Here is a 19,510-nt window from a genome sequence, read left to right on the forward strand (position 1 = left end):
TATGTTTGAGTCTGAGGTACAACTATGAGCTACCAAGCGGCTTCCCTGTGCGGTGGATAATTTTCTGTTATACATTTATAGAATGCCTTAAAGCTGAATATTTTTGTATTTATCATTTCAGTGCGTTATTTCTTAGCTTGTTAATTCACTCACTTATTGAGTAATGTGATGGCGACAGTGCGCACTTCTGCTGAGCAACAATCAATATATAGATTCATGCTCAAAAGTCTCCAAGAATACCCAAGCGAAGCCGTATCATATCTGAACTTTGAGGTTTCAAAGTTTGATTGTGATGAAAACTTACAACAGTGTTATCAAAGATTAAGCAAAACCGATAGACAAAAGCTGTATGATTTTTTCAACAAGGAACCATCATCGACTCGCTCTAACTCTCGCACACGAGAGGCTCATTATTGTAAGAAGCCAAGTAATGCTTACCGACGTTTTGCAACCGAGCACCGCTCCATTACTCCAAAATCGAGCACTCAGTATCCCAAGCAATTACAGCAATCACCTTCCTCCCCTAATTCCTTTTTTACTCAGACCAGTGAGCTTATTCACTCTTGGAAACTTAAACAGAGAAGCAAAAATAAACTGGGTATTGAGTTAAATGCATTAATTGGTAGTTGCACTAAACTTTCGCAGCTTATTGAAATCATTCACACCCTAAAAAACGACAAACAGGTCATGGAAACATCATGGGACATAAGACTAATCCATAAAATGTTACACAAAGCGGCCGAGTTTTCTGACAGCCATTCATCTAATTTCGACGGCATTTTTAGTGACATAACACGATTTAAGTCGTCCTATGAATCGAAAACATGCACACTATTACTGAAATTAATTAAGTTAAATTTAAATTTTTCAGATGCCAAAGGATTGGTGCTAGGCGATGCAGCTGAAGCCAGCGTAATGCAACAATGGGGCATCAAGCCTGATGTTGCCATTTACAATGCCTTTATCACGGTATGTGCTAAAACGGGCCACTTTGGTAGTGCTTGGCAACTGGTGTGTGGTGATAAGCCCTTGATGGCACCTCATCTACCACTAAAGGCAGATTCAATCACCTGTATAAATTTGCTGACGGCCTGCTCTGTTACGGGGCGTTATACAGAAGCCAAATCATTGGTTTTGGGCGATACAGCTACAGCTAGCTTAATGCGGCAATGGGGCATTAAGCCTAATGTTGCCATTTACAATGCCTTTATCACGGTATGCGCTAAAACTGGCCAGTTTGATAGTGCTTGGCAACTGGTGTTTGGTGATAAGCCTGTGATGGCACCCCACCTACCACTAAAGGTAGATGAGATCACCTGCATGAATTTGCTGGTAGCCTCCGCTGAAGCGGGGCGTTATGCAGAAGCCAAATCATTGGTGTTGGGCGATGGCGATACAGATACAGACAGTTTAATGCAGCAGTGGGACATCAAGCCTAACGTTGCAATTTACAGTGCCTTTATCACGGTATGCGCTAAAACGAACCAGTTTGATAGTGCTTGGCAACTGGTGTGTGGTGATAAGCCCGTGATGGCACCTCATCTACCGTTAAAGGTAGATTCAATCACCTGCCTAAATTTGCTGACTGCCTGCGCTGAAATGGAGCATTATGCAGAAGCTAAATTATTGGTGTTGGGCGATACAGCTACAGCCAGCTTAACACAACAATGGGGCATTAAGCCTAATGTTGCCATTTACAATGCTTTTATCACGGTGTGCGCTAAAACGGGCCAATTTGATAGTGCTTGGCAACTGGTGTGTGGTAATAAGCCCTTGATGGCAACTCATCTACCACTAAAGGTAGATGAGATCACCTGCATGAATTTGCTGACGGCCTGCGCTGAAGCAGGGCGTTATGTAGAAGCCAAATCATTGGTGTTGGGCGATGGTGATACAGCTACAGCCAGTTTAATGCAGCAGTGGGACATCAAGCCTAATGTTGCCATTTACAATGCATTTATCACGGTATGCGCTAAAACTGGCCAGTTTGATAGTGCTTGGCAACTGGTGTGCGGTGATAAGCTCGTGATGGCACCTCATTTGCCACTAAAGGCTGATTCAATCACCTGCATGAATTTGCTGGCAGTCTCCGCTGAAGCGGGGCGTTATGCAGAAGCCAAATCATTAGTGTTGGGCGATACAGCTACAGCCAGCTTAATGCAACAATGGGGCATCGAGCCTAATGTTGCCATTTACAGCGCCTTTATCACGGTATGCGCTAAAACGGGCTACTTTGATAGTGCTTGGCAACTGGTGTATGGCGATAAGCCCGTGATGGCACCTCATTTGCCACTCAAGGCAGATTTAATCACCTGCATGAATTTGTTGACTGCCTGCGCTGAAATGGAGCGTTATGCAGAAGCCAAATCATTGGTGTTGGGCGATGGCGATACAGCTACAACAAGCTTAATGCAACAATGGTGCATCAAGCCTGATGTTGCCATTTACAATGCCTTTATCACGGTATGCGCTAAAACTGGCCAGTTTGATAGTGCTTGGCAACTGGTGTGTGGTGATAAGCCCATGATGGCACCTCATTTGCCATTAAAGGCCAATCAAATCACCTGCATGAATTTGCTGAATGCCTGTGCTGAAATGGATCGTTATGCAGAAGCCAAATCATTGGTGTTGGGAGATACAGCTACAACCAGCTTAATGCAACAATGGGGCATCAGGCATGACGTTGCCATTTACAATGCCTTTATCACGGTATGCGCTAAAACGGGTCAGTTTGATAGTGCTTGGCAACTGGTGTGTGGTGATAAGCCCGTGATGGCACCTCATTTGCCATTAAAAGCCAATCAAATTACCTGCCTAAATTTGCTGACTGTCTGCGCTGAAATGGAGCGTTTTACAGAAGCAAAATCATTGGTGTTGGGCGATACAACCACAATTACAGCCAGCTTAATGCAGCAGTGGGGCATCAAGCCTAATGTTGCCATTTACAGCGCCTTTATCAGGGTATGCGCTAAAACGGGCCAGTTTGATAGTGCTTGGCAACTGGTGTGTGGTGATAAGCCTGTGATGGCACCTCATCTACCACTAAAGGCTGATTCAATCACTTGCACGAATTTGCTGACGGCCTGCGCTGAAGCGGGGCGTTATGCAGAAGCCAAATCATTAGTGTTGGGCGATACAGCTACAGTTACAGCAACAGCAACAGCAACAGCAACAGCAACAGCAACAGCAACAGCAACAGCCAGCTTAATGCTGCAATGGGGTATCAAGCCTAATGTTGCCATTTACAGCGCCTTTATCACGGTATGCGCTAAAACTGACCAATTTGATAGTGCTTGGCAGCTGGTGTGTGGTGATAAGCCCGTGATGGCACCTCATCTACCACTAAAGGTAGATTCAATCACCTGCGTGAATTTGCTGGCTGCCTGCGCAGAAACGGGGCGTTATGAAGAAGCCAAATCATTGGTGTTGGGCTATGGCGATACAGCTACAGACAGCTTAATGCAGAAGTGGGGCATCGAGCCTAATGCTGCCATTTACAGTGCCTTTATCACGGTATGCGCTAAAACGGGCCAGTTTGATAGTGCTTGGCAACTGGTGTGTGGTGATAAGCCCGTGATGGCACCTCATTTGCCACTAAAGGCTGATTCAATCACCTGCATGAATTTGCTGACGGCCTGCGCAGAAATGGAGCGTTATGCAGAAGCCAAAGCATTAGTGTTAGGCGATACAGCTTCAGCCAGCTTAATGCAACAATGGGGCATCAAGCCTGATGTTGCAATTTACAACGCCTTTATAAAAGTATGCATTAAGGTTAAGCAATTAGACACTGGAATATTGTGTTTAGAAAAAATAATGAACAAATGTAACATGAGTACTCTATCACAAATACATGCTCAACTTGCGTCGCTTGAAAAAGATAATTTCGCAAGCATGGTTGATAAAGGGATAACACAAGGAATATATAAAAAAAATGTTGGCTTAATGAATCATTGTATCGATTTGCATATGGATAAAATTTGCGAAGGACATTCAGGCAATGGTACACATATTCGAGGTGTTCCATTAGCTTTCGCAAAACTATTATTTTGTTACCACAAAAAAAACAATGAACCCAAGATTACATCGGTCATAACTGGATACCATGGCAATAATACGTTAAAAAATGGAATGATAAGTTTTCTCAAAGATGAATTTGGACTTGAGTTTATCGAGGATAAATTCAACTCAGGAATAATAGTATTGAATGAGTCTACCCATTAACTTGATACTAGCGAGCACGCTTTTTAGTATGATCGCATCATAAAATGAACATCATAAAACAACGACAATATTATAATGTTAAATGCATTTTTATTTTAATATTCTAAATGTTTTTGGGACAAAACCAATTCACGCTCAATTTCATTATTTTTTGAGTCTGAGATACAACGATGAGCTACGAATCGGCTCCCCTATGCGGTGGATAATTTTCTGTTATACATTTATAGAATGCCTTAAAGCTGAATATTTTTGTATTTATCATTTCAGTGCGTTATTTATTGCTTGTTAATTCACTCACTTATTGAGTAATGTGATGGCGACAGTGCGCACTCCTGCTGAGCAAGGATCAATATATAGATTCATGCTCAAAAGTCTCCAAGAATACCCTAGCGAAGCCGTATCCTATCTAAACTTTGAGGTTTCAAGGTTTGATGGTGATGAAAACTTACAACAGGGTTATCAAAGATTAAGCAAAACCGATAGACAAAAGCTGTATGATTTTTTCAACAATAAATCATCATCGACTCGCTTTAACTCTCGCACACGAGAGGCTCATTATCGTAAGAAGCCAAGTAATATTCACCAACGTTTTGCAACTGAGCCCCGCTCCATTACTCCAAAATCGGGCACTCGATATACCAACCAAATACAGCAACCACCTTCCTCCCCTAATTCCTTTTTTACTCAAACCAGTGCGCTTATTCACTCTTGGAAACTTAAACAGAAAAGCAAAAATCAACTGGGTATTGAGTTAAATGTATTAATTGGTGGTTGCGCTAAACTTTCGCAGCTTATTGAAATCATTCACACCCTAAAAAACGACAAACAGGTCATGGAAACATCATGGGATATAAGATTAATCCATAAATTGTTACACAAAGCCGCCGAGTTTTCTGACAGCTATTCATATAATTTCGATGGTATTTTTAGTGACATAATACGATTTAAATCGTCCTATGAAGCGAAAACATGCATCCTATTACTGAAATTAATTAAGTTAAATCTAAATTTTTCAGATGGTAAAAGATTGGTGCTAGGCAATGCCGCTGAAGCCAGCTTAATGCTGCAATGGGGCATCAAGCCTAATGTTGCCATTTACAATGCTTTTATCACGGTATGCGCTAAAACTGGCCAATTTGATAGTGCTTGGCAACTGGTGTGTGGTGATAAGCCCGTGATGGCACCTCATTTGCGATTAAAAGTCAATCAAATCACCTGCACGAATTTGCTGACGGCCTGCGCTGAAATGGAGCGTTATGCAGAAGCCAAATCATTGGTGTTGGGCGATACGTCTACAGTTAAAACCAGTTTAATGCAACAATGGGGCATCAAGCCTGATATTGGAATTTACAATGCCTTTATCACGGTATGCGCTAAAACTGGCCAGTTTGATAGTGCTTGGCAACTGGTTTGTGGTGATAAACCTGTGATGGCACCTTATCTATCACTAAAGGCAGATTCAATCACTTGCATGAATTTGTTGATAGCCTGCGCTGAAACGGGGCGTTATGCAGAAGCTAAATCATTGGTGTTGGGTGATGGCGATACAACTACAGCCAGCTTAATGCAACAATGGGGCATCAAGCCTAATGTTGCCATTTACAATGCCTTTATCACGGTATGCGCTAAAACTGGCCGGTTTGATAGTGCTTGGCAACTGGTGTGTGGTGATAAGCCCGTGATGGCACCTTATTTGCCATTAAAAGTCAATCAAATCACCTGCCTGAATTTGCTGGCTGCCTGCGCTGAAGCGGGGCGTTATGCAGAAGCCAAATCATTGGTGTTGGGCGATACAGCTACAGCCAGCTTAATGCAACAATGGGACATCAAGCCCAATGTTGCCATTTACAGTGCTTTTATCACGGTATGCGCTAAAACTGACCAGTTTGATAGTGCTTGGCAACTGGTGTGTGGTGATAAGCCCGTGATGGCACCGTATTTGCCATTAAAAACCAATCAAATCACCTGCATTAATTTGCTGACAGCTTGCGCTGAAGCGGGACGTTATGCAGAAGCCAAATCATTGGTGCTGTGCGATGGCGATACAGCTAGCTTAATACAGCAGTGGGGCATCAAGCCTAACGTTGGCATTTACAGCGCCTTTATCACGGTATGCTCTAAATCGGACCAATTTGATAGTGCTTGGCAACTGGTGTGTGGTGATAAGCCCGTGATGGCACCTCATCTACCACTAAAGGCGGATTCAATAACCTGCCTGAATTTGCTGACGGCCTGCGCTGAAGCGGGGCGTTATGCAGAAGCAAAATTATTGGTGTTGGGTGATGGCGATACAGATACAGCCAGCTTAATGCAACAATGGGGCATCAAGTCTAATGTTGCCATTTACAGCGCCTTTATCACGGTATGCGCTAAAACGGGCCAGTTTGATAGTGCTTGGCAACTGGTGTGTGGTGATAAGCCCGTGATGGCACCTTATTTGCCATTAAGAGCCAATCAAATCACCTGCATGAATTTGCTGGCTTCCTGCGCTGAAGCGGGGCGTTATGCAGAAGCCAAATCATTGGTGTTGGGCGATACAACCACAATTACAGCCAGCTTAATGCAGCAGTGGGGCATCAAACCTGATGTTGCTATTTACAATGCTTTTATCATGGTATGCGCCAAAACTGGCCAGTTTGATAGTGCTTGGCAACTGGTGTGTGGTGATAAGCCCGTGATGGCACCTCATTTGTCATTAAAGGCCAGTCTAATCACCTGCCTGAATTTGCTGACGGCCTGCGCTGAAATGGAGCGTTATGCAGAAGCCAAATCATTGGTGTTGGGTGATGGCGATACAGCTACAACCAGCTTAATGCAACAATGGGGCATCAAGCCTGATGTTGCCATTTACAGCGCCTTTATTAAAGTATGTATTAAGGCTAAGGAATTTGACACTGAAATATGGTATTTAGAAAAAATAATGAACAAATGTGACATGAGTACTTTTTCACAAATACATGCTCAACTTGCGCCGATTGAAAAAGATAATTTTGCAAGCATGATTGATAAAGGGATAACACAAGGAATATATAAAAAAAATGTTGGCTTAATGAACCATTGTATAGATTTGCATATGGATAAAATTTTCGAAGGACATTCAGGCGATGATACACATATTCGAGGTGTCCCATTAGCTTTCGCAAAACTATTATTTTGTTACCATAAACAAAACAATGAACCCAAGATAACATCGATCATAACTGGATATCATGGCAATAAAACTTTAAAAAATGGAATGATAAGTTTTCTCAAAGATGAATTTGGGCTTGAGTTTATCGAGGATAAATTCAACTCAGGAATGATAGTATTGAGCGAGTCTACCCATTAACTTGATACTAGCGGGCGCACTTTTTAGTATGATCGCATCATAAAATGAACATCATAGAACAACGACAATATTATAGTGTTAAATGCATTTTTGTTTTAATGTTCTAAATGGTTTTTGGATAAAAATGAGCTAAAAAACAAAATATTATAGCTCATTAAGTATGATACTTTATTACTTGGTATGATACTTTACTGCCTAGTAAGAATCTTTATTACCTCACCGCGTATAACTGAGTTATTTTGGTGAGTAGATTAAAAAATTAGGCTTCGCAGACCAGCTGGCATGCTTACTTAATCGTGTGTTTTGGTTGTAAGAGAAGGAGGTCATTGTGTTGTTGAGAGGCTTATTAATTTTTGTTGGTTTAGTTTCAGTTTTACTTGGTGTGATTGGAATATTTTTGCCTTTGTTGCCAACAGTACCTTTCATATTACTCGCGTTATTTTGCTTTGCTCGTTCGAGTGAAAAACTTCATCAATGGCTAATTAAACATCCTTGGTTTACTGTCTCCATTTCCGATTGGCAACAGCACCGTGGAATACGACAAAAAATCAAAAAGCGAGCAATGGTCGTGAGTGCTTGTAGCTTTATTATCAGTATTATTTTAGCGCCTATATTATGGGTTAAAGCTATGCTTTTGGTTCTTATGTTTCTTCTCATGTTTTTCATGTGGCAGATTCCAACTTTGCCAGATTGATATTATCCTAAATAAATCGGTTGAACGCACAGTTTAACTTCAATCTGTTGAAGTTAATTGGGTGTAGATCTTTTAGATCGACGAAAAGCATGAAAAGATCATTAATTATCAATTGGATGGGTTTAATAAATGGTGCGAAAGGAGCAATTTTATAGTACTTATCAGTTTCCACACACAACAAGTATATAAAAAGGCTCCTTTCATGAAACTAGCATACTCAAACTCACTCGAATTTTCATTCTTTTCTGAAGCCAAATTGAAATTTGAGCGTATTATTTCGCACCTCGAAGACAAACAAGTTAAGCAAGAGAGCCATGGAGAAGTTGAAGCCTATATCGATACCGAAGGAACTGAGTTGTTGCGGTGTTTATTGCAGGGTTTCTTAGATATCAAAACCGCTGAAGAGCCCCGTCAGCAAGTTTGTTCCAACCGTGACATTGCATTGAATTATTTGAAAAATAACTGCAAACGAAACTTAGAAAGTTTATTTGGTACCGTAACGATGCATCGAAAAGGTTACAGTCAACGTCGGTGTGATAGCGTGTTTCCAATGGATGGTGAGCTGAATCTTTCGAAAGATAAATACTCTGATGGTGTACGCCTAAGACTCGCTACAGAAGCAGTCAAAGGCTCATATGATGATGCAGTAAGCTCAATAGATACCACCACAGGTGCGCACGTGCCCAAGCGACAAGCAAGGCAAATTGTGCAGGATATTGCACAAGATTTTGATGGTTTTTATCTCCAGCAGAGATACCTTAAGCCAGAAAATACATCTGATTTACTGGTATTGACTATGGATGGAAAAGGCATCGTTATGCAACCTAATAGCTTGAGAGAGGGCACGCAAAAAGCAGCGAAACAACAGAAGCTCAAAGGACGCCTAAGTGCTGGAGAAAAAAAAGACCGCAAACGAATGGCAGAAGTTGCAGCGGTATACACCACCAAGCCTTTGCATCGTACCCCAGAATCAATCATGTCTAGAAACGATAATTCAAATGTTCGTCCATTACGTGTGCCACCAAGAAATAAACGTGTGTGGGCAAGCGTAGAAAGAAGCGCTGCGACTGTGATTGAAGAAGCATTTTTAGAAGCTCTGGAACGAGACCCTACTCAAAGCCGTCAGTGGGTTGTACTCGTTGATGGTCATCCTCATCAGCTAAAACAAATTTATCGGGTGATGAAGAAACTCAACATCAATGCAACGGTGGTCATGGATTTCATCCATGTGCTTGAATATCTCTGGAAAGCGGCGTGGTGCTTATTTGAAAAAGATGATCCAGAAGTCGAAGATTGGATAGAAAATCGAGCGACTGAAATCTTACGAGGTAATGCGTCACAAGTAGCAAAAGGCCTTGGGATCAGTGCAACAAAACGGAAATTAAAACAACGAGAAGGCATTAATAAGTGCATCGGTTATCTATTGAAAAATAAATCAAGATTAGAATACGGTAAAGCGTTAGAGCAAGGTTTCCCAATTGCTAGCGGTGTCATTGAGGGAGCTTGTCGTCATCTGATTAATGATAGGTTGGATATCACTGGAGCGAGATGGAGCCTTGAAGGTGCAGAAGCTATATTAAAACTTAGGTCGTTAAGATCGAGTGGTGATATTGAAAAGTATTGGGAGTATCACAAAAAGCAATCCAAACAGAGGTTATACAGATGTGGGTAACTTCGTCGTTTTAAAAGACCCACACCCAAGTTAATTACAGGATTAAACAACCCGAATTCACCCACCAGGTGAGTGCTGAACATTCATATACTTGCCAAAACCACCGCCAGCTGCGTTATAAATTTTGCAAGTAGAAACGAAGTAACGACAGTTTTGTATGTCGGTAATAACTATCTCTTCATCAATTTCACTTGTACTTTGAACACATACATAGCTCTGAGCTGGGAATTTAATTACTGTAATTGGTATAATTTTTCTGCGTATATGAACGCTCCCAACCGATTTATTTAGGATTATTCGTTTAAAACAGACATTGATCAGAGCAATCTCAAAAAATCTATTTAATTTAAACGCAATATTTTCAATAACTTGATAGAATATCACTTCAAAACTGAGGTGAATATGAAACTAAAAATCAAACGGTTAGACCATCATGGTATTGTTGCAGGTGTTATTGAAGACTTAAAAATTGTCAATCTTTTAGATCAGTATCTTAGGGCAAACGGGTCAAAAATAAGCAATCAAATTTGATCGTTTGCCAAACTATAGCGATCGTGGTTTATAATAGTCTTTGCTTGTTAATTTCTATGAAAACTACGACAATCAGCGACTTTTTTGATGGCCTACCCGACCCTCGTATGTCACGAACTTTACATCATCCTCTGATTAACATTATAACCATTACTCTATGTGCGGTTATCTGTGGCTGCGATAATTTCAATGCTATTGAAGAATATGGGAAATCGAAGAAAAAATGGTTCGAAACTTTTTTAGATATGCCTCATGGCGTCCCAAGCCATGATACCTTTAACGATGTTCTCAACCGCTTATGTCCTAAGGCTTTTCATGCCGCTTTTATAGCGTGGGCGCAATACCTTTGTACAATTGACGAAGATATCATTCCTCTTGATGGCAAGACACTGAGAAGAACTCTGGATAAAGTGAATGAAGTTCCAGCAATACATATCGTTAATGCTTGGTCAGTAAAAAATAATCTTTGCTTAGGGCAAATGAAAGTTGACGGTAAAAGCAACGAGATAACAGCCATTCCTAAGTTGTTAGAGCTCCTCGATATTAAAGGGGCAACCATTACCACTGATGCAATGGGTTGCCAGTTTAAAATTGCAGATAAAATCATTGAAAAAAAAGCTAATTATATTTTCGCCCTTAAAGGTAGCCAAGGTGAGTTCTTTGAAGATATCAAATTATTTTTAGATACAGAACTCGAGTCTAGATTTAAAAAAATTCACTACGATATGTTTGAGGAAGTCGATAAAGATCACGGTCGAATTGAACAAAGAAAAGTTTGGGTCACGTCTGACGTAGAGTGGCTCAGAAAACGCCATAGTAGATGGTCAAGCTTAAACAGCATTGTAGTCGTAGAATCTACTAGGGAACAAAAAGGGATAGAGAAGACCATGGAAAGACGCTATTACATCAGTAGTCATTTGAAACCTAAAGCTGAGTTTATCTCAAATGCAATACGTTCTCATTGGTTTGTTGAAAATAAGCTCCACTGGCAACTGGATGTAAGCTTTGATGAAGATTCATGTCGGTTAAGAAGTGGAAACGCAGCAGAGAATATGGCTATCATGAATAAAACAGCACTCAACATGCTGAAAAATGAGAAAACAGCAAAAGTAGGAATAAAAAGCAAACGTTTAAAAGCGGGCTGGGATGAAGAATATTTGATGAAGGTATTAACTGTGGGCAAACTGGCTGTCTAATTTAGACCCGTTTGCCCTAATCAGTATCTCCCTCAAGATGAAAAACAAGAAATCACCCCTGGAGAAGCCGTCAAGGGGATGATAATGAACGGATTAGGCTTTGCTAACCGGCCTTTATCGCTTAGCCCTCAATTTTTCACTAACTTACCACTCGAACATTTATTCCGTGAAGGAGTTGAAGCTTCACATTTTAATCGTCACAAATTAGGGCGAACACTCGATCAGTGTTCAGACTTTGGTTGTGAAAGCTTATTCTCATTAGTCTCAGCTCAAGCTTGTGAGCTTGATCAAGTAGATTGTACCTTTCAATCCCTTGACACAACGAGTCACTCATTAACTGGTGAGTACGATGTTGACGATAAAAATACCGATGAAAATGTTATTACTATTACTCATGGATACAGTAAAGCTCACCGCCCAGATTTAAAACAAGTTGTCCAAGAAGTCATTGTTAGCCAAGATGGAGGTATTCCTCTGGCGTGTAAAAATTGGGATGGCAATAGCGCCGACACCGCTATTTTTAAAGCGCGAAGCAAAGCACTTGTTGATGTTTTTAAAAAGAGTCCTTCACCAAAATATCTTGTTGCTGACAGTAAGCTTTATCATGAAAAGAATGCTGAGTTTTTAACTAAGATTAAATTTCTGACGTTGGTTCCATCAACTATATCTCTTGAAAAGTCACTCGTTTCAAATGCCATTAACGCTAATCAATGGACTGAAATAGATGATAATTACCAATACGTTGTTAATGACGTCGAGCATATGGAAATAAAGCAAAGATGGGTGGTTATATATTCTAATGCCGCTAATTACAGAGCGAAAAAGAGCATTGTGAGACAAGTTGAACGGGCAAAACTGAGAATAGATAAAGAGTTGTTTCATTTACAAGCTCAACGTTTTGCTTGCCAAACAGATGCACAAAGAGCGTTAGATAAGATAACAAAAAAAATGAAGTATCATCAGCTAGCAGGAAAAAATGTTATCGAGCAGAAAATATATGAAGGTAAAGGTCGGCCAAAGAAAGATGCCCCAGTGAAACGCATTGAATGGCAAATAACGGCTGAGATAGCAGAAAATGAAGACAAAATTAATGACGCAGTAGAGCAAAAATCATGCTTTGTTTTAGCGACAAATATTGATAAAGAAACATTGTCACCTGAAGAGTTACTTAAACATTACAAAGCTCAGTCTGAAGTAGAAAAAGGCTTCCGTTTTTTAAAAGATCCCTTGTTTTTCGTTTCTTCATTATTTATCAAAAAGCCAAGTAGAATCGATGCTCTGTTGATGGTGATGACACTCTCACTCTTGGTGTACTCAATTGCTCAAAGGAGAATGAGAGCAAACATGAAAAAGCTAAAAGCGACGATACCAAATCAAATTAATCAAGAAACCTCTAATCCTACACTGCGTTGGGTATTTCAGTGTTTTGAAGGAATAAATTTACTTCAGTGTGACAATGAAGCTCGCCTAGACGGCTTTGATGAGCTAAGGGAAAAAATAGTAAAGCTAATTGGAGGTCACACATTGAAACTGTATAAAATCAAAAAAGTGACCTAGGGGTCTGATCAATGTCTGTTAAAAGAGGGATCGTTTAAATTGTGATTCGTATCCAGCATAATTCTCGAAGTTTGTTGCAACGTGATTTAAAGCACCGTAAAATTTGGCAGCATTTTATAAAGCCCTTCTTAATAGGGCTTTTTTATTTTGTCTGCTTTAAAAAGTGGACTATCAAAAAAATTTAAGTGAAGTTTGCTATGAATACTGAAACCTTAGCCATAATTAAGCAAAGCATTAAAACCATTCCTGATTACCCAAAAGTGGGCATTATGTTCCGTGATGTTATGAGCTTGCTTGAAAATGCTAAAGCGTATCAGGCTACTATTTCTCTATTAGTAGAGCAATATAAGTCTATGGGATTCACTAAAGTGGTTGGCACCGAAGCCCGTGGCTTCTTGTTTGGTGCTCCATTGGCATTAGAGTTGGGTGTGGGTTTTGTACCTGTACGTAAGCCAGGAAAACTGCCCCGTGAAACCATCTCTGAAGATTATGAACTAGAATATGGAAAAGATACGTTAGAAATCCATACTGACGCTATCGTTGAAGGTGACAAGGTTTTAGTTATCGATGATTTATTGGCAACAGGTGGCACCATTGATGCGACAGTTAAGCTAATCCGTCGTTTAAAAGGTGATGTAAGCCATGCAGCGTTTGTGATTAACTTACCAGACTTAGGCGGCGAAGCACGTTTGAAAGCACTTGGTTTAGATGTCCTCACTCTGTGTGAATTCGAAGGCGAGTAATACCAATTACAGTAATTAAATTCTCAACTCAGAGCTATGTATGTGCTCAAAGTGCAATCGAAATTGATGAAGGCATAGTTGTTACCGACATACAAAATTGTCGTTATTACATTGCTACGTCAAGACAATTTTGAGATGTATTATTTATAAACCAAAGTGAGCACAGACAAGCTCCTGAAGGGCAAGGCTAAAGGGTTCCATTACTGCGTTGGACGCCAGTTTTGTATTGCGGCCGTAGGGAATATAGTACTTCGAGCTTGTACCTTGCACTGAAACCCTTTAGCTTTTACTGAGTGAAAGATTTGTTACTGTAATTGGATAAGCTACTTTCACGGCTTAACTCGAGTATCAAATGAACTGATAATGTACGTAATATCCTCATTTGATACTCTTGCTTTATCGCTATCTGGTTTACGAACTAGTTGCATGATATGGTGATTAAATTCGCGCAACACAGGAGCCAGCCTGAATATCAGAGGCTAAATTAGGGAGTTTCATGTCATATCAGGTGTTAGCCAGAAAATGGCGGCCTGCCACTTTCGAACAGGTCGTAGGCCAATCTCATGTTCTTCATGCATTAACCAATGCATTAACTCAACAACGTCTTCATCATGCGTATTTATTTACTGGCACACGTGGCGTAGGTAAAACCAGTTTAGCTCGACTTTTTGCAAAAGGTTTAAACTGCGAGAAGGGCATAACTGCAACACCTTGTGGCACTTGTTCGAGCTGTGTGGAAATTGCCCAAGGCCGTTTTGTTGATCTTATTGAAGTTGACGCTGCATCACGCACTAAAGTTGATGACACTCGAGAAATCTTAGATAACGTTCAATATCGTCCCACACGTGGACGCTATAAAGTGTATTTAATCGATGAAGTACACATGCTTTCTCGTAGTAGTTTTAATGCGCTGTTAAAAACACTTGAAGAACCACCAGAGCACGTAAAATTCTTACTTGCGACAACCGATCCTCAAAAACTTCCTGTTACTGTTTTATCGCGCTGCTTACAGTTTAATCTGAAGAGCTTGACTCAAGAAGATATCGCAAAACAGCTAGATTTTGTTCTTGAACAAGAGCAAATGAAGTTTGAATCACAAGCACTGACGCTTCTTGCAAAATCAGCCAATGGCAGTATGCGTGACGCGTTGAGTTTGACCGATCAAGCTATTGCTTTTGGTGCAGGCGAAGTCATGCTCAACCAAGTGCAAACGATGCTTGGCAGTATTGACGAACATCATGTCATTGGTTTATTCAGCGCACTTACCACAGGTAATGTCGCAGAGTTAATGCCTGCCTGTACTAAAGTGATAGAGTTTGGTGCGGAGCCGGAAGAAGTGTTACGTAGTCTACTCGAATTGCTGCATCAAATTACATTGACACAATTCGCACCTGCTGCGGCGCAGTTGTCATTATATGCCGATCAAATTAAAGCTTTCGCTGAACAATTATCACCAGAGCAAGTACAGCTTTACTATCAGATTTTAGTGAGTGGAAGAAAAGATCTTGCTTATGCGCCAGATCCAAAATCTGGATTGGAAATGGCATTACTCCGAGCCATTGCATTTGTACCAGAAACACCCATTACGAAATGGAAAAAATCTGAGAATCCACAACAATCGGTTGCCAGTGTTCTAGTTACACCACAAGTAGAAACTAAAGCAGTTGACGTCGTTGTTGAAGCCAATACAAACGTGGAGGTTGAAGATCCCGCAGTGAAAAAAGCACTGAGTCAGAGCAGTGAGATAACGAAAGTTACAACTGAAACTGTTTCAACTGAAGTTGACAAAGAAAATGATGTGTCAGCATTAGAAGCTGAACAAGCTGTTTTGCTCAGCCAAGCACAAAGTCAGGGCTTTAATGATATTCCTCCACCAGATTTTGATGTGCCTGAAGCCGTTAACCTTGATTTGCAGAGTACGGAATCACCAGAACCTATAAACTATGAAGTTTCGAATAGCACAGAGCAAAACAACAGAGCTCCTCAAGCTATTGCAGATACCGTTGTTTCTGCTACTCAAACGGTTGATATTGACCCTCTCGAAGCTGTACTAGCATCTAGAGATGCATTGCTGTCTGACTTATCGGCGGAAGAAAAAGATAAGGAAGGTGGGGCAAAAAAGCCTAAATCGGTCGCTGAGCGCAAGCCGTTTGCGCGGCGAGACGATGCCAAGCAAACCGATTCGAACTCGGCTCCCTTAGGTGTGAGTGATAATCATGATAGTGCAGAGCTTGCAGATCAAGTTGTTGAAACACCACCATGGGAAGTATCGTCTACGCCTGTTGAACAAAAGATAGAAACAAGCAATGTAACAGATGAAAATGAAGTCGCTCAGTCGGTACAATCAACAAGCATTCCTGTGAAAAGTGAACAACTTTCAGTTGACATTGTTCAATCACAAGAAAGTTTAACCCCTAGTGCACCTTCTTCACTCACTGGTGACGCTACTGATTTATACTGGTATAAATTAATGTCAGAACTTGATTGTGGAGGCCGAATTAGGCAATTGGCTGTAAACTCAGTATGTCGAGAGTTTTCAGAACCTTTACCCTTATTGCTAAAGCCCGATCAAAAGCATTTGTCAGCAGATATTGCTATTAAGCAGCTAGAAGCAGCATTAAGCAAAAATTTTGATAAGCCTATTACAGTGAATATTGAGTTTGGACTTGATAAACACAGAGAGACACCATTAGAAGTTCGCCAGCGTTTTCAGAAAGAACTGCTACAGGATACAGAATTAAAATTAAGAAACGATCCGAGTATACAATGGCTGATGGATAATATGGGGGCAAGTTTAAATATGGACACTGTAGCCTTTCCTCCAGCTAACTTGAGTTTAAAAGGTCAGGCTATAAAGAATCTAGAGTTTGTCTCTACTTAAGTATCTTGGTTTATTTAACGACAAAACTTAAGTAAAATTGGTATCAACTTTTTATATTAAAGAGAAAAAACTATGTTTGGTGGTAAAGGCGGTATGGGTAACCTGATGAAACAGGCCCAAATGATGCAAGACAAGATGGCTAAAGCGCAAGAAGAAATCGCGCGTATGGAAATCACTGGTGAGTCGGGTGCAGGTATGGTTAAAGTTACTATGACTGGCAATCACAATGTGCGTAAAGTTGAAATCGATCCAAGCTTAATGGAAGACGACAAAGACATGCTGGAAGACTTGATTGCTGCAGCATGCAACGACGCTGCTCGCCGTGTTGAAGAAAACCAAAAGAGCAGAATGGCTGACGTCACTGGCGGTATGCAATTACCACCTGGTATGAAGATGCCGTTTTAATGATGAAATTTAGTCCGCTTGTTGACGAGCTGATCCACTCTCTGCGTTGCTTGCCGGGTGTTGGACCGAAATCTGCCCAACGCATGGCGTTTCAGCTGCTAGAACGTAATCGTAAACCAGGATTGCAACTAGCAGAAACACTGGCACAGGCGATGAGTAATGTTGGACATTGCAAGTCGTGTCGTACGTTTACTGAAGAAGAGTTATGTCCGATTTGCGCAAGTAATAAACGTGGAAATTCAGCCACTATTTGTGTCGTTGAAACGTCTGCGGATGTATTAGCTGTTGAAGCAGGTGGACATTTTTCAGGTCGATATTTTGTCCTTTTAGGACACTTATCACCACTTGATGGTGTTGGCCCTGAAGAGCTTGGGCTGTCATTGCTGGAAGATCATTTAAAATCAGGCGATATTAGTGAATTAATTTTAGCGACAAACCCAACTGTTGAAGGGGATGCAACCGCTCATTTCATTGCTGATATGGCTTCAAGACATAATATAAAAGTGAGCCGAATAGCTCATGGGGTGCCAGTAGGTGGTGAATTAGAATATGTTGATAGTACAACGCTTGCGTTGTCATTTAATGGGCGAGTACCTATTTAATTTACTTAAGATTCACCTCATAAAAAAACCAGAAATATGCGATTATTTCTGGTTTTTTTTGGTTTTATAGTGAAAATTAAAAATTAACGTTGGAACTGATAAACACTTCCAAGCTTCATTATCTGAGTTAATTCATCAAGTGCAGTACGAGATTCAATCAATAATTGAGGGTCAGCTAAGTCTTTCGTGGTTAGTCGGTCGCGATAGTGCTTATCAACCCATTGGTTCAATGTAGAAAATAACTGGTCATTCATTAGTGTATGTTGATTGACAGCACTTAATTCATGCTGGTTCATGGCAACACGTAAACGTAAACAAGCTGGGCCACCGCCATTTTGCATACTTTGCTTCACGTCGAAATAAAAGACTTTCTTAATTGGAGTCTCAAGAGTAACGAGCTCATTTAAATAAGCAAACACTGCAGGATTCTCTTGGCAATCTGTCGGTGCAATAATGGCCATCTCACCTGACGGTAAGGTGATTACTTGAGTATTAAACAAGTAGCTTTTAACGGCATCGTTAATAGAAACTTTGTTAGTTGGTACTTCGATAAAATGTGATTCAGTATTGAGTTTGCTTTGGATTTCATCGAGTTTATTTTGAGTGTCAACAAAAGCTTGCTCATGATAGAAGAGTACATTTTGATTTCCAACCGCAATGACATCATTGTGGAATACACCTTGATCAATAACATCTGGGTTTTGTTGAATAAATACAGTATTACTGTCATTCAATTGGTGTAAACGTGCTACTGCACGAGAGGCTTCGAGTGTTTGACGGGCAGGAAATTTAGCTGGACGAGGAGCGTTAGGATTCGTTGCTTCTTGACCGTAAACGAAAAGCTCAACACCAGACTCGCCGTATTGTGCACACATTCTTGTGTGGTTTGCCGCGCCTTCATCGCCAAAGCTGGCGTGTTCAGGTAAATGTCCATGATGATGAAAATGGTTTGGATCACTGAACGTAGATTGAAGGATTAGACCTGTAGTGATAGGTTCGATACTGCGATGTAATTTATCCACTAAGTTTGCTGGAGTGAAATGAATTTTTTTATCTCTCGTGTCAGCACTTGGGGAAATAGTAGCTGCGTTGGCTGTCCACATGCTGGAAGCACTACAACAAGCATTGAGTAAAAGTGGTGCTTGCTCGTGCGCACTTTTTAAAACTTGTGCATCTGTACCGGTAAAACCGATACGACGAAGTGTTGTCAGATCTGGGCGTTCTTGCGGAGCTAACATTCCTTGAACCATTCCCATCTCTGCCAGAGACTTGGCTTTTTTTAAGCCTTGTTTCGCGGCGGCTTTTGGGTTTGAGGCTTGAGCAGCATTATTAAACGAGGCAACATTACCAAAAGACAAACCAGCGTAGTTGTGAGTCGGGCCAACTAGCCCGTCAAAATTCGCTTCAAAATGCTTCATTACATATCCTTCTAAGATGAGATATCTGATTAAGCTCAAATAGGGTATTGAGATGTCGGCCAGTATACATAAGCTAAATGGCATCTCAAGTAGTCAAATTTGTAACATCTACATAAATAGGGTAATAATTGCATAACTATTATGACTAAGATGGTAAATACTGAGATATTAGGTTTTAATAGCGCAATATTATTTTTTGAACTTTATAAGCTTTTGCTTAAAAAGTGACTGGCTGACTCTATTATCTTGGATTGTGACTTGA

General features: G+C 40.6%; 10 protein-coding genes and 2 pseudogenes. 11 read left to right on the forward strand and 1 reads right to left on the reverse strand.

Translation table 11 applies throughout. The features are described 5' to 3' along the window. The first annotated feature begins 168 nt into the window (after window positions 1-168). From E2I05_RS06635 to recR, 11 genes and pseudogenes are all read left to right on the forward strand, one after another. Window positions 169-4,221, forward strand: coding sequence for a pentatricopeptide repeat-containing protein (locus E2I05_RS06635; RefSeq protein ID WP_121852298.1), 4,053 nt, complete (start codon window positions 169-171; stop codon window positions 4,219-4,221). Between the two features lie 313 nt (window positions 4,222-4,534). After that, window positions 4,535-7,549 carry a pentatricopeptide repeat-containing protein gene (locus E2I05_RS06640; protein ID WP_121852297.1) on the forward strand — a complete coding sequence of 1,005 codons (3,015 nt, stop codon included), beginning with the start codon at window positions 4,535-4,537 and terminating at the stop codon, window positions 7,547-7,549. A 325-nt stretch (window positions 7,550-7,874) separates the two neighbouring features. Further along, window positions 7,875-8,243: a YbaN family protein gene (locus E2I05_RS06645; protein ID WP_121852296.1), complete on the forward strand. Its 369-nt coding sequence runs from the start codon at window positions 7,875-7,877 to the stop codon at window positions 8,241-8,243. Between the two features lie 202 nt (window positions 8,244-8,445). Then, a complete protein-coding gene (locus E2I05_RS06650) occupies window positions 8,446-9,915 on the forward strand; it encodes an ISKra4 family transposase (protein WP_133309522.1) in 1,470 nt (489 codons plus the stop codon). Between the two features lie 402 nt (window positions 9,916-10,317). Further along, a pseudogene (locus tag E2I05_RS22265) lies at window positions 10,318-10,410 on the forward strand (DUF4277 domain-containing protein); the annotation flags it as partial. A 92-nt stretch (window positions 10,411-10,502) separates the two neighbouring features. Further along, window positions 10,503-11,642, forward strand: coding sequence for an ISAs1 family transposase (locus tag E2I05_RS06655; RefSeq protein ID WP_133309523.1), 1,140 nt, complete (start codon window positions 10,503-10,505; stop codon window positions 11,640-11,642). 18 nt (window positions 11,643-11,660) lie between these two features. After that, window positions 11,661-13,199: pseudogene (locus E2I05_RS06660) on the forward strand (IS1634 family transposase); the annotation flags it as partial. Window positions 13,200-13,396: 197 nt separating this feature from the next. Next, a complete protein-coding gene (gene apt / locus E2I05_RS06665) occupies window positions 13,397-13,942 on the forward strand; it encodes an adenine phosphoribosyltransferase (RefSeq protein ID WP_121854189.1) in 546 nt (181 codons plus the stop codon). A 496-nt stretch (window positions 13,943-14,438) separates the two neighbouring features. Next, on the forward strand, window positions 14,439-16,823 hold the full coding sequence (gene dnaX, locus E2I05_RS06670) for a DNA polymerase III subunit gamma/tau (protein WP_121854190.1): 2,385 nt from the start codon (window positions 14,439-14,441) through the stop codon (window positions 16,821-16,823). 72 nt (window positions 16,824-16,895) lie between these two features. Then, window positions 16,896-17,228, forward strand: coding sequence for a YbaB/EbfC family nucleoid-associated protein (locus E2I05_RS06675; RefSeq protein ID WP_121854191.1), 333 nt, complete (start codon window positions 16,896-16,898; stop codon window positions 17,226-17,228). 2 nt (window positions 17,229-17,230) lie between these two features. Beyond that, a complete protein-coding gene (recR, locus tag E2I05_RS06680; protein WP_121854198.1) occupies window positions 17,231-17,830 on the forward strand; it encodes a recombination mediator RecR in 600 nt (199 codons plus the stop codon). 83 nt (window positions 17,831-17,913) lie between these two features. Here the strand turns inward: recR and astB are convergent, their stop codons facing one another. Continuing rightward, window positions 17,914-19,248: an N-succinylarginine dihydrolase gene (gene astB, locus E2I05_RS06685; RefSeq protein WP_121854192.1), complete on the reverse strand. Its 1,335-nt coding sequence runs from the start codon at window positions 19,246-19,248 to the stop codon at window positions 17,914-17,916. Window positions 19,249-19,510 lie beyond the last annotated feature (262 nt).

Origin of the sequence: Parashewanella spongiae, from assembly GCF_004358345.1 — a bacterium.
Lineage (GTDB): Bacteria > Pseudomonadota > Gammaproteobacteria > Enterobacterales > Shewanellaceae > Parashewanella > Parashewanella spongiae.

Bases quoted from the DNA above. Each gene is read 5' to 3' on its own strand.
- E2I05_RS06635 (WP_121852298.1), top strand. From the start codon at position 169: ATGGCGACAGTGCGCACTTCTGCTGAGCAACAATCAATATATAGATTC.
- E2I05_RS06640 (WP_121852297.1), top strand. From the start codon at position 4,535: ATGGCGACAGTGCGCACTCCTGCTGAGCAAGGATCAATATATAGATTC.
- E2I05_RS06650 (WP_133309522.1), top strand. From the start codon at position 8,446: ATGAAACTAGCATACTCAAACTCACTCGAATTTTCATTCTTTTCTGAA.
- E2I05_RS06655 (WP_133309523.1), top strand. From the start codon at position 10,503: ATGAAAACTACGACAATCAGCGACTTTTTTGATGGCCTACCCGACCCT.
- apt (WP_121854189.1), top strand. From the start codon at position 13,397: ATGAATACTGAAACCTTAGCCATAATTAAGCAAAGCATTAAAACCATT.
- dnaX (WP_121854190.1), top strand. From the start codon at position 14,439: ATGTCATATCAGGTGTTAGCCAGAAAATGGCGGCCTGCCACTTTCGAA.
- E2I05_RS06675 (WP_121854191.1), top strand. From the start codon at position 16,896: ATGTTTGGTGGTAAAGGCGGTATGGGTAACCTGATGAAACAGGCCCAA.
- recR (WP_121854198.1), top strand. From the start codon at position 17,231: ATGAAATTTAGTCCGCTTGTTGACGAGCTGATCCACTCTCTGCGTTGC.
- astB (WP_121854192.1), bottom strand. From the start codon at position 19,248: ATGAAGCATTTTGAAGCGAATTTTGACGGGCTAGTTGGCCCGACTCAC.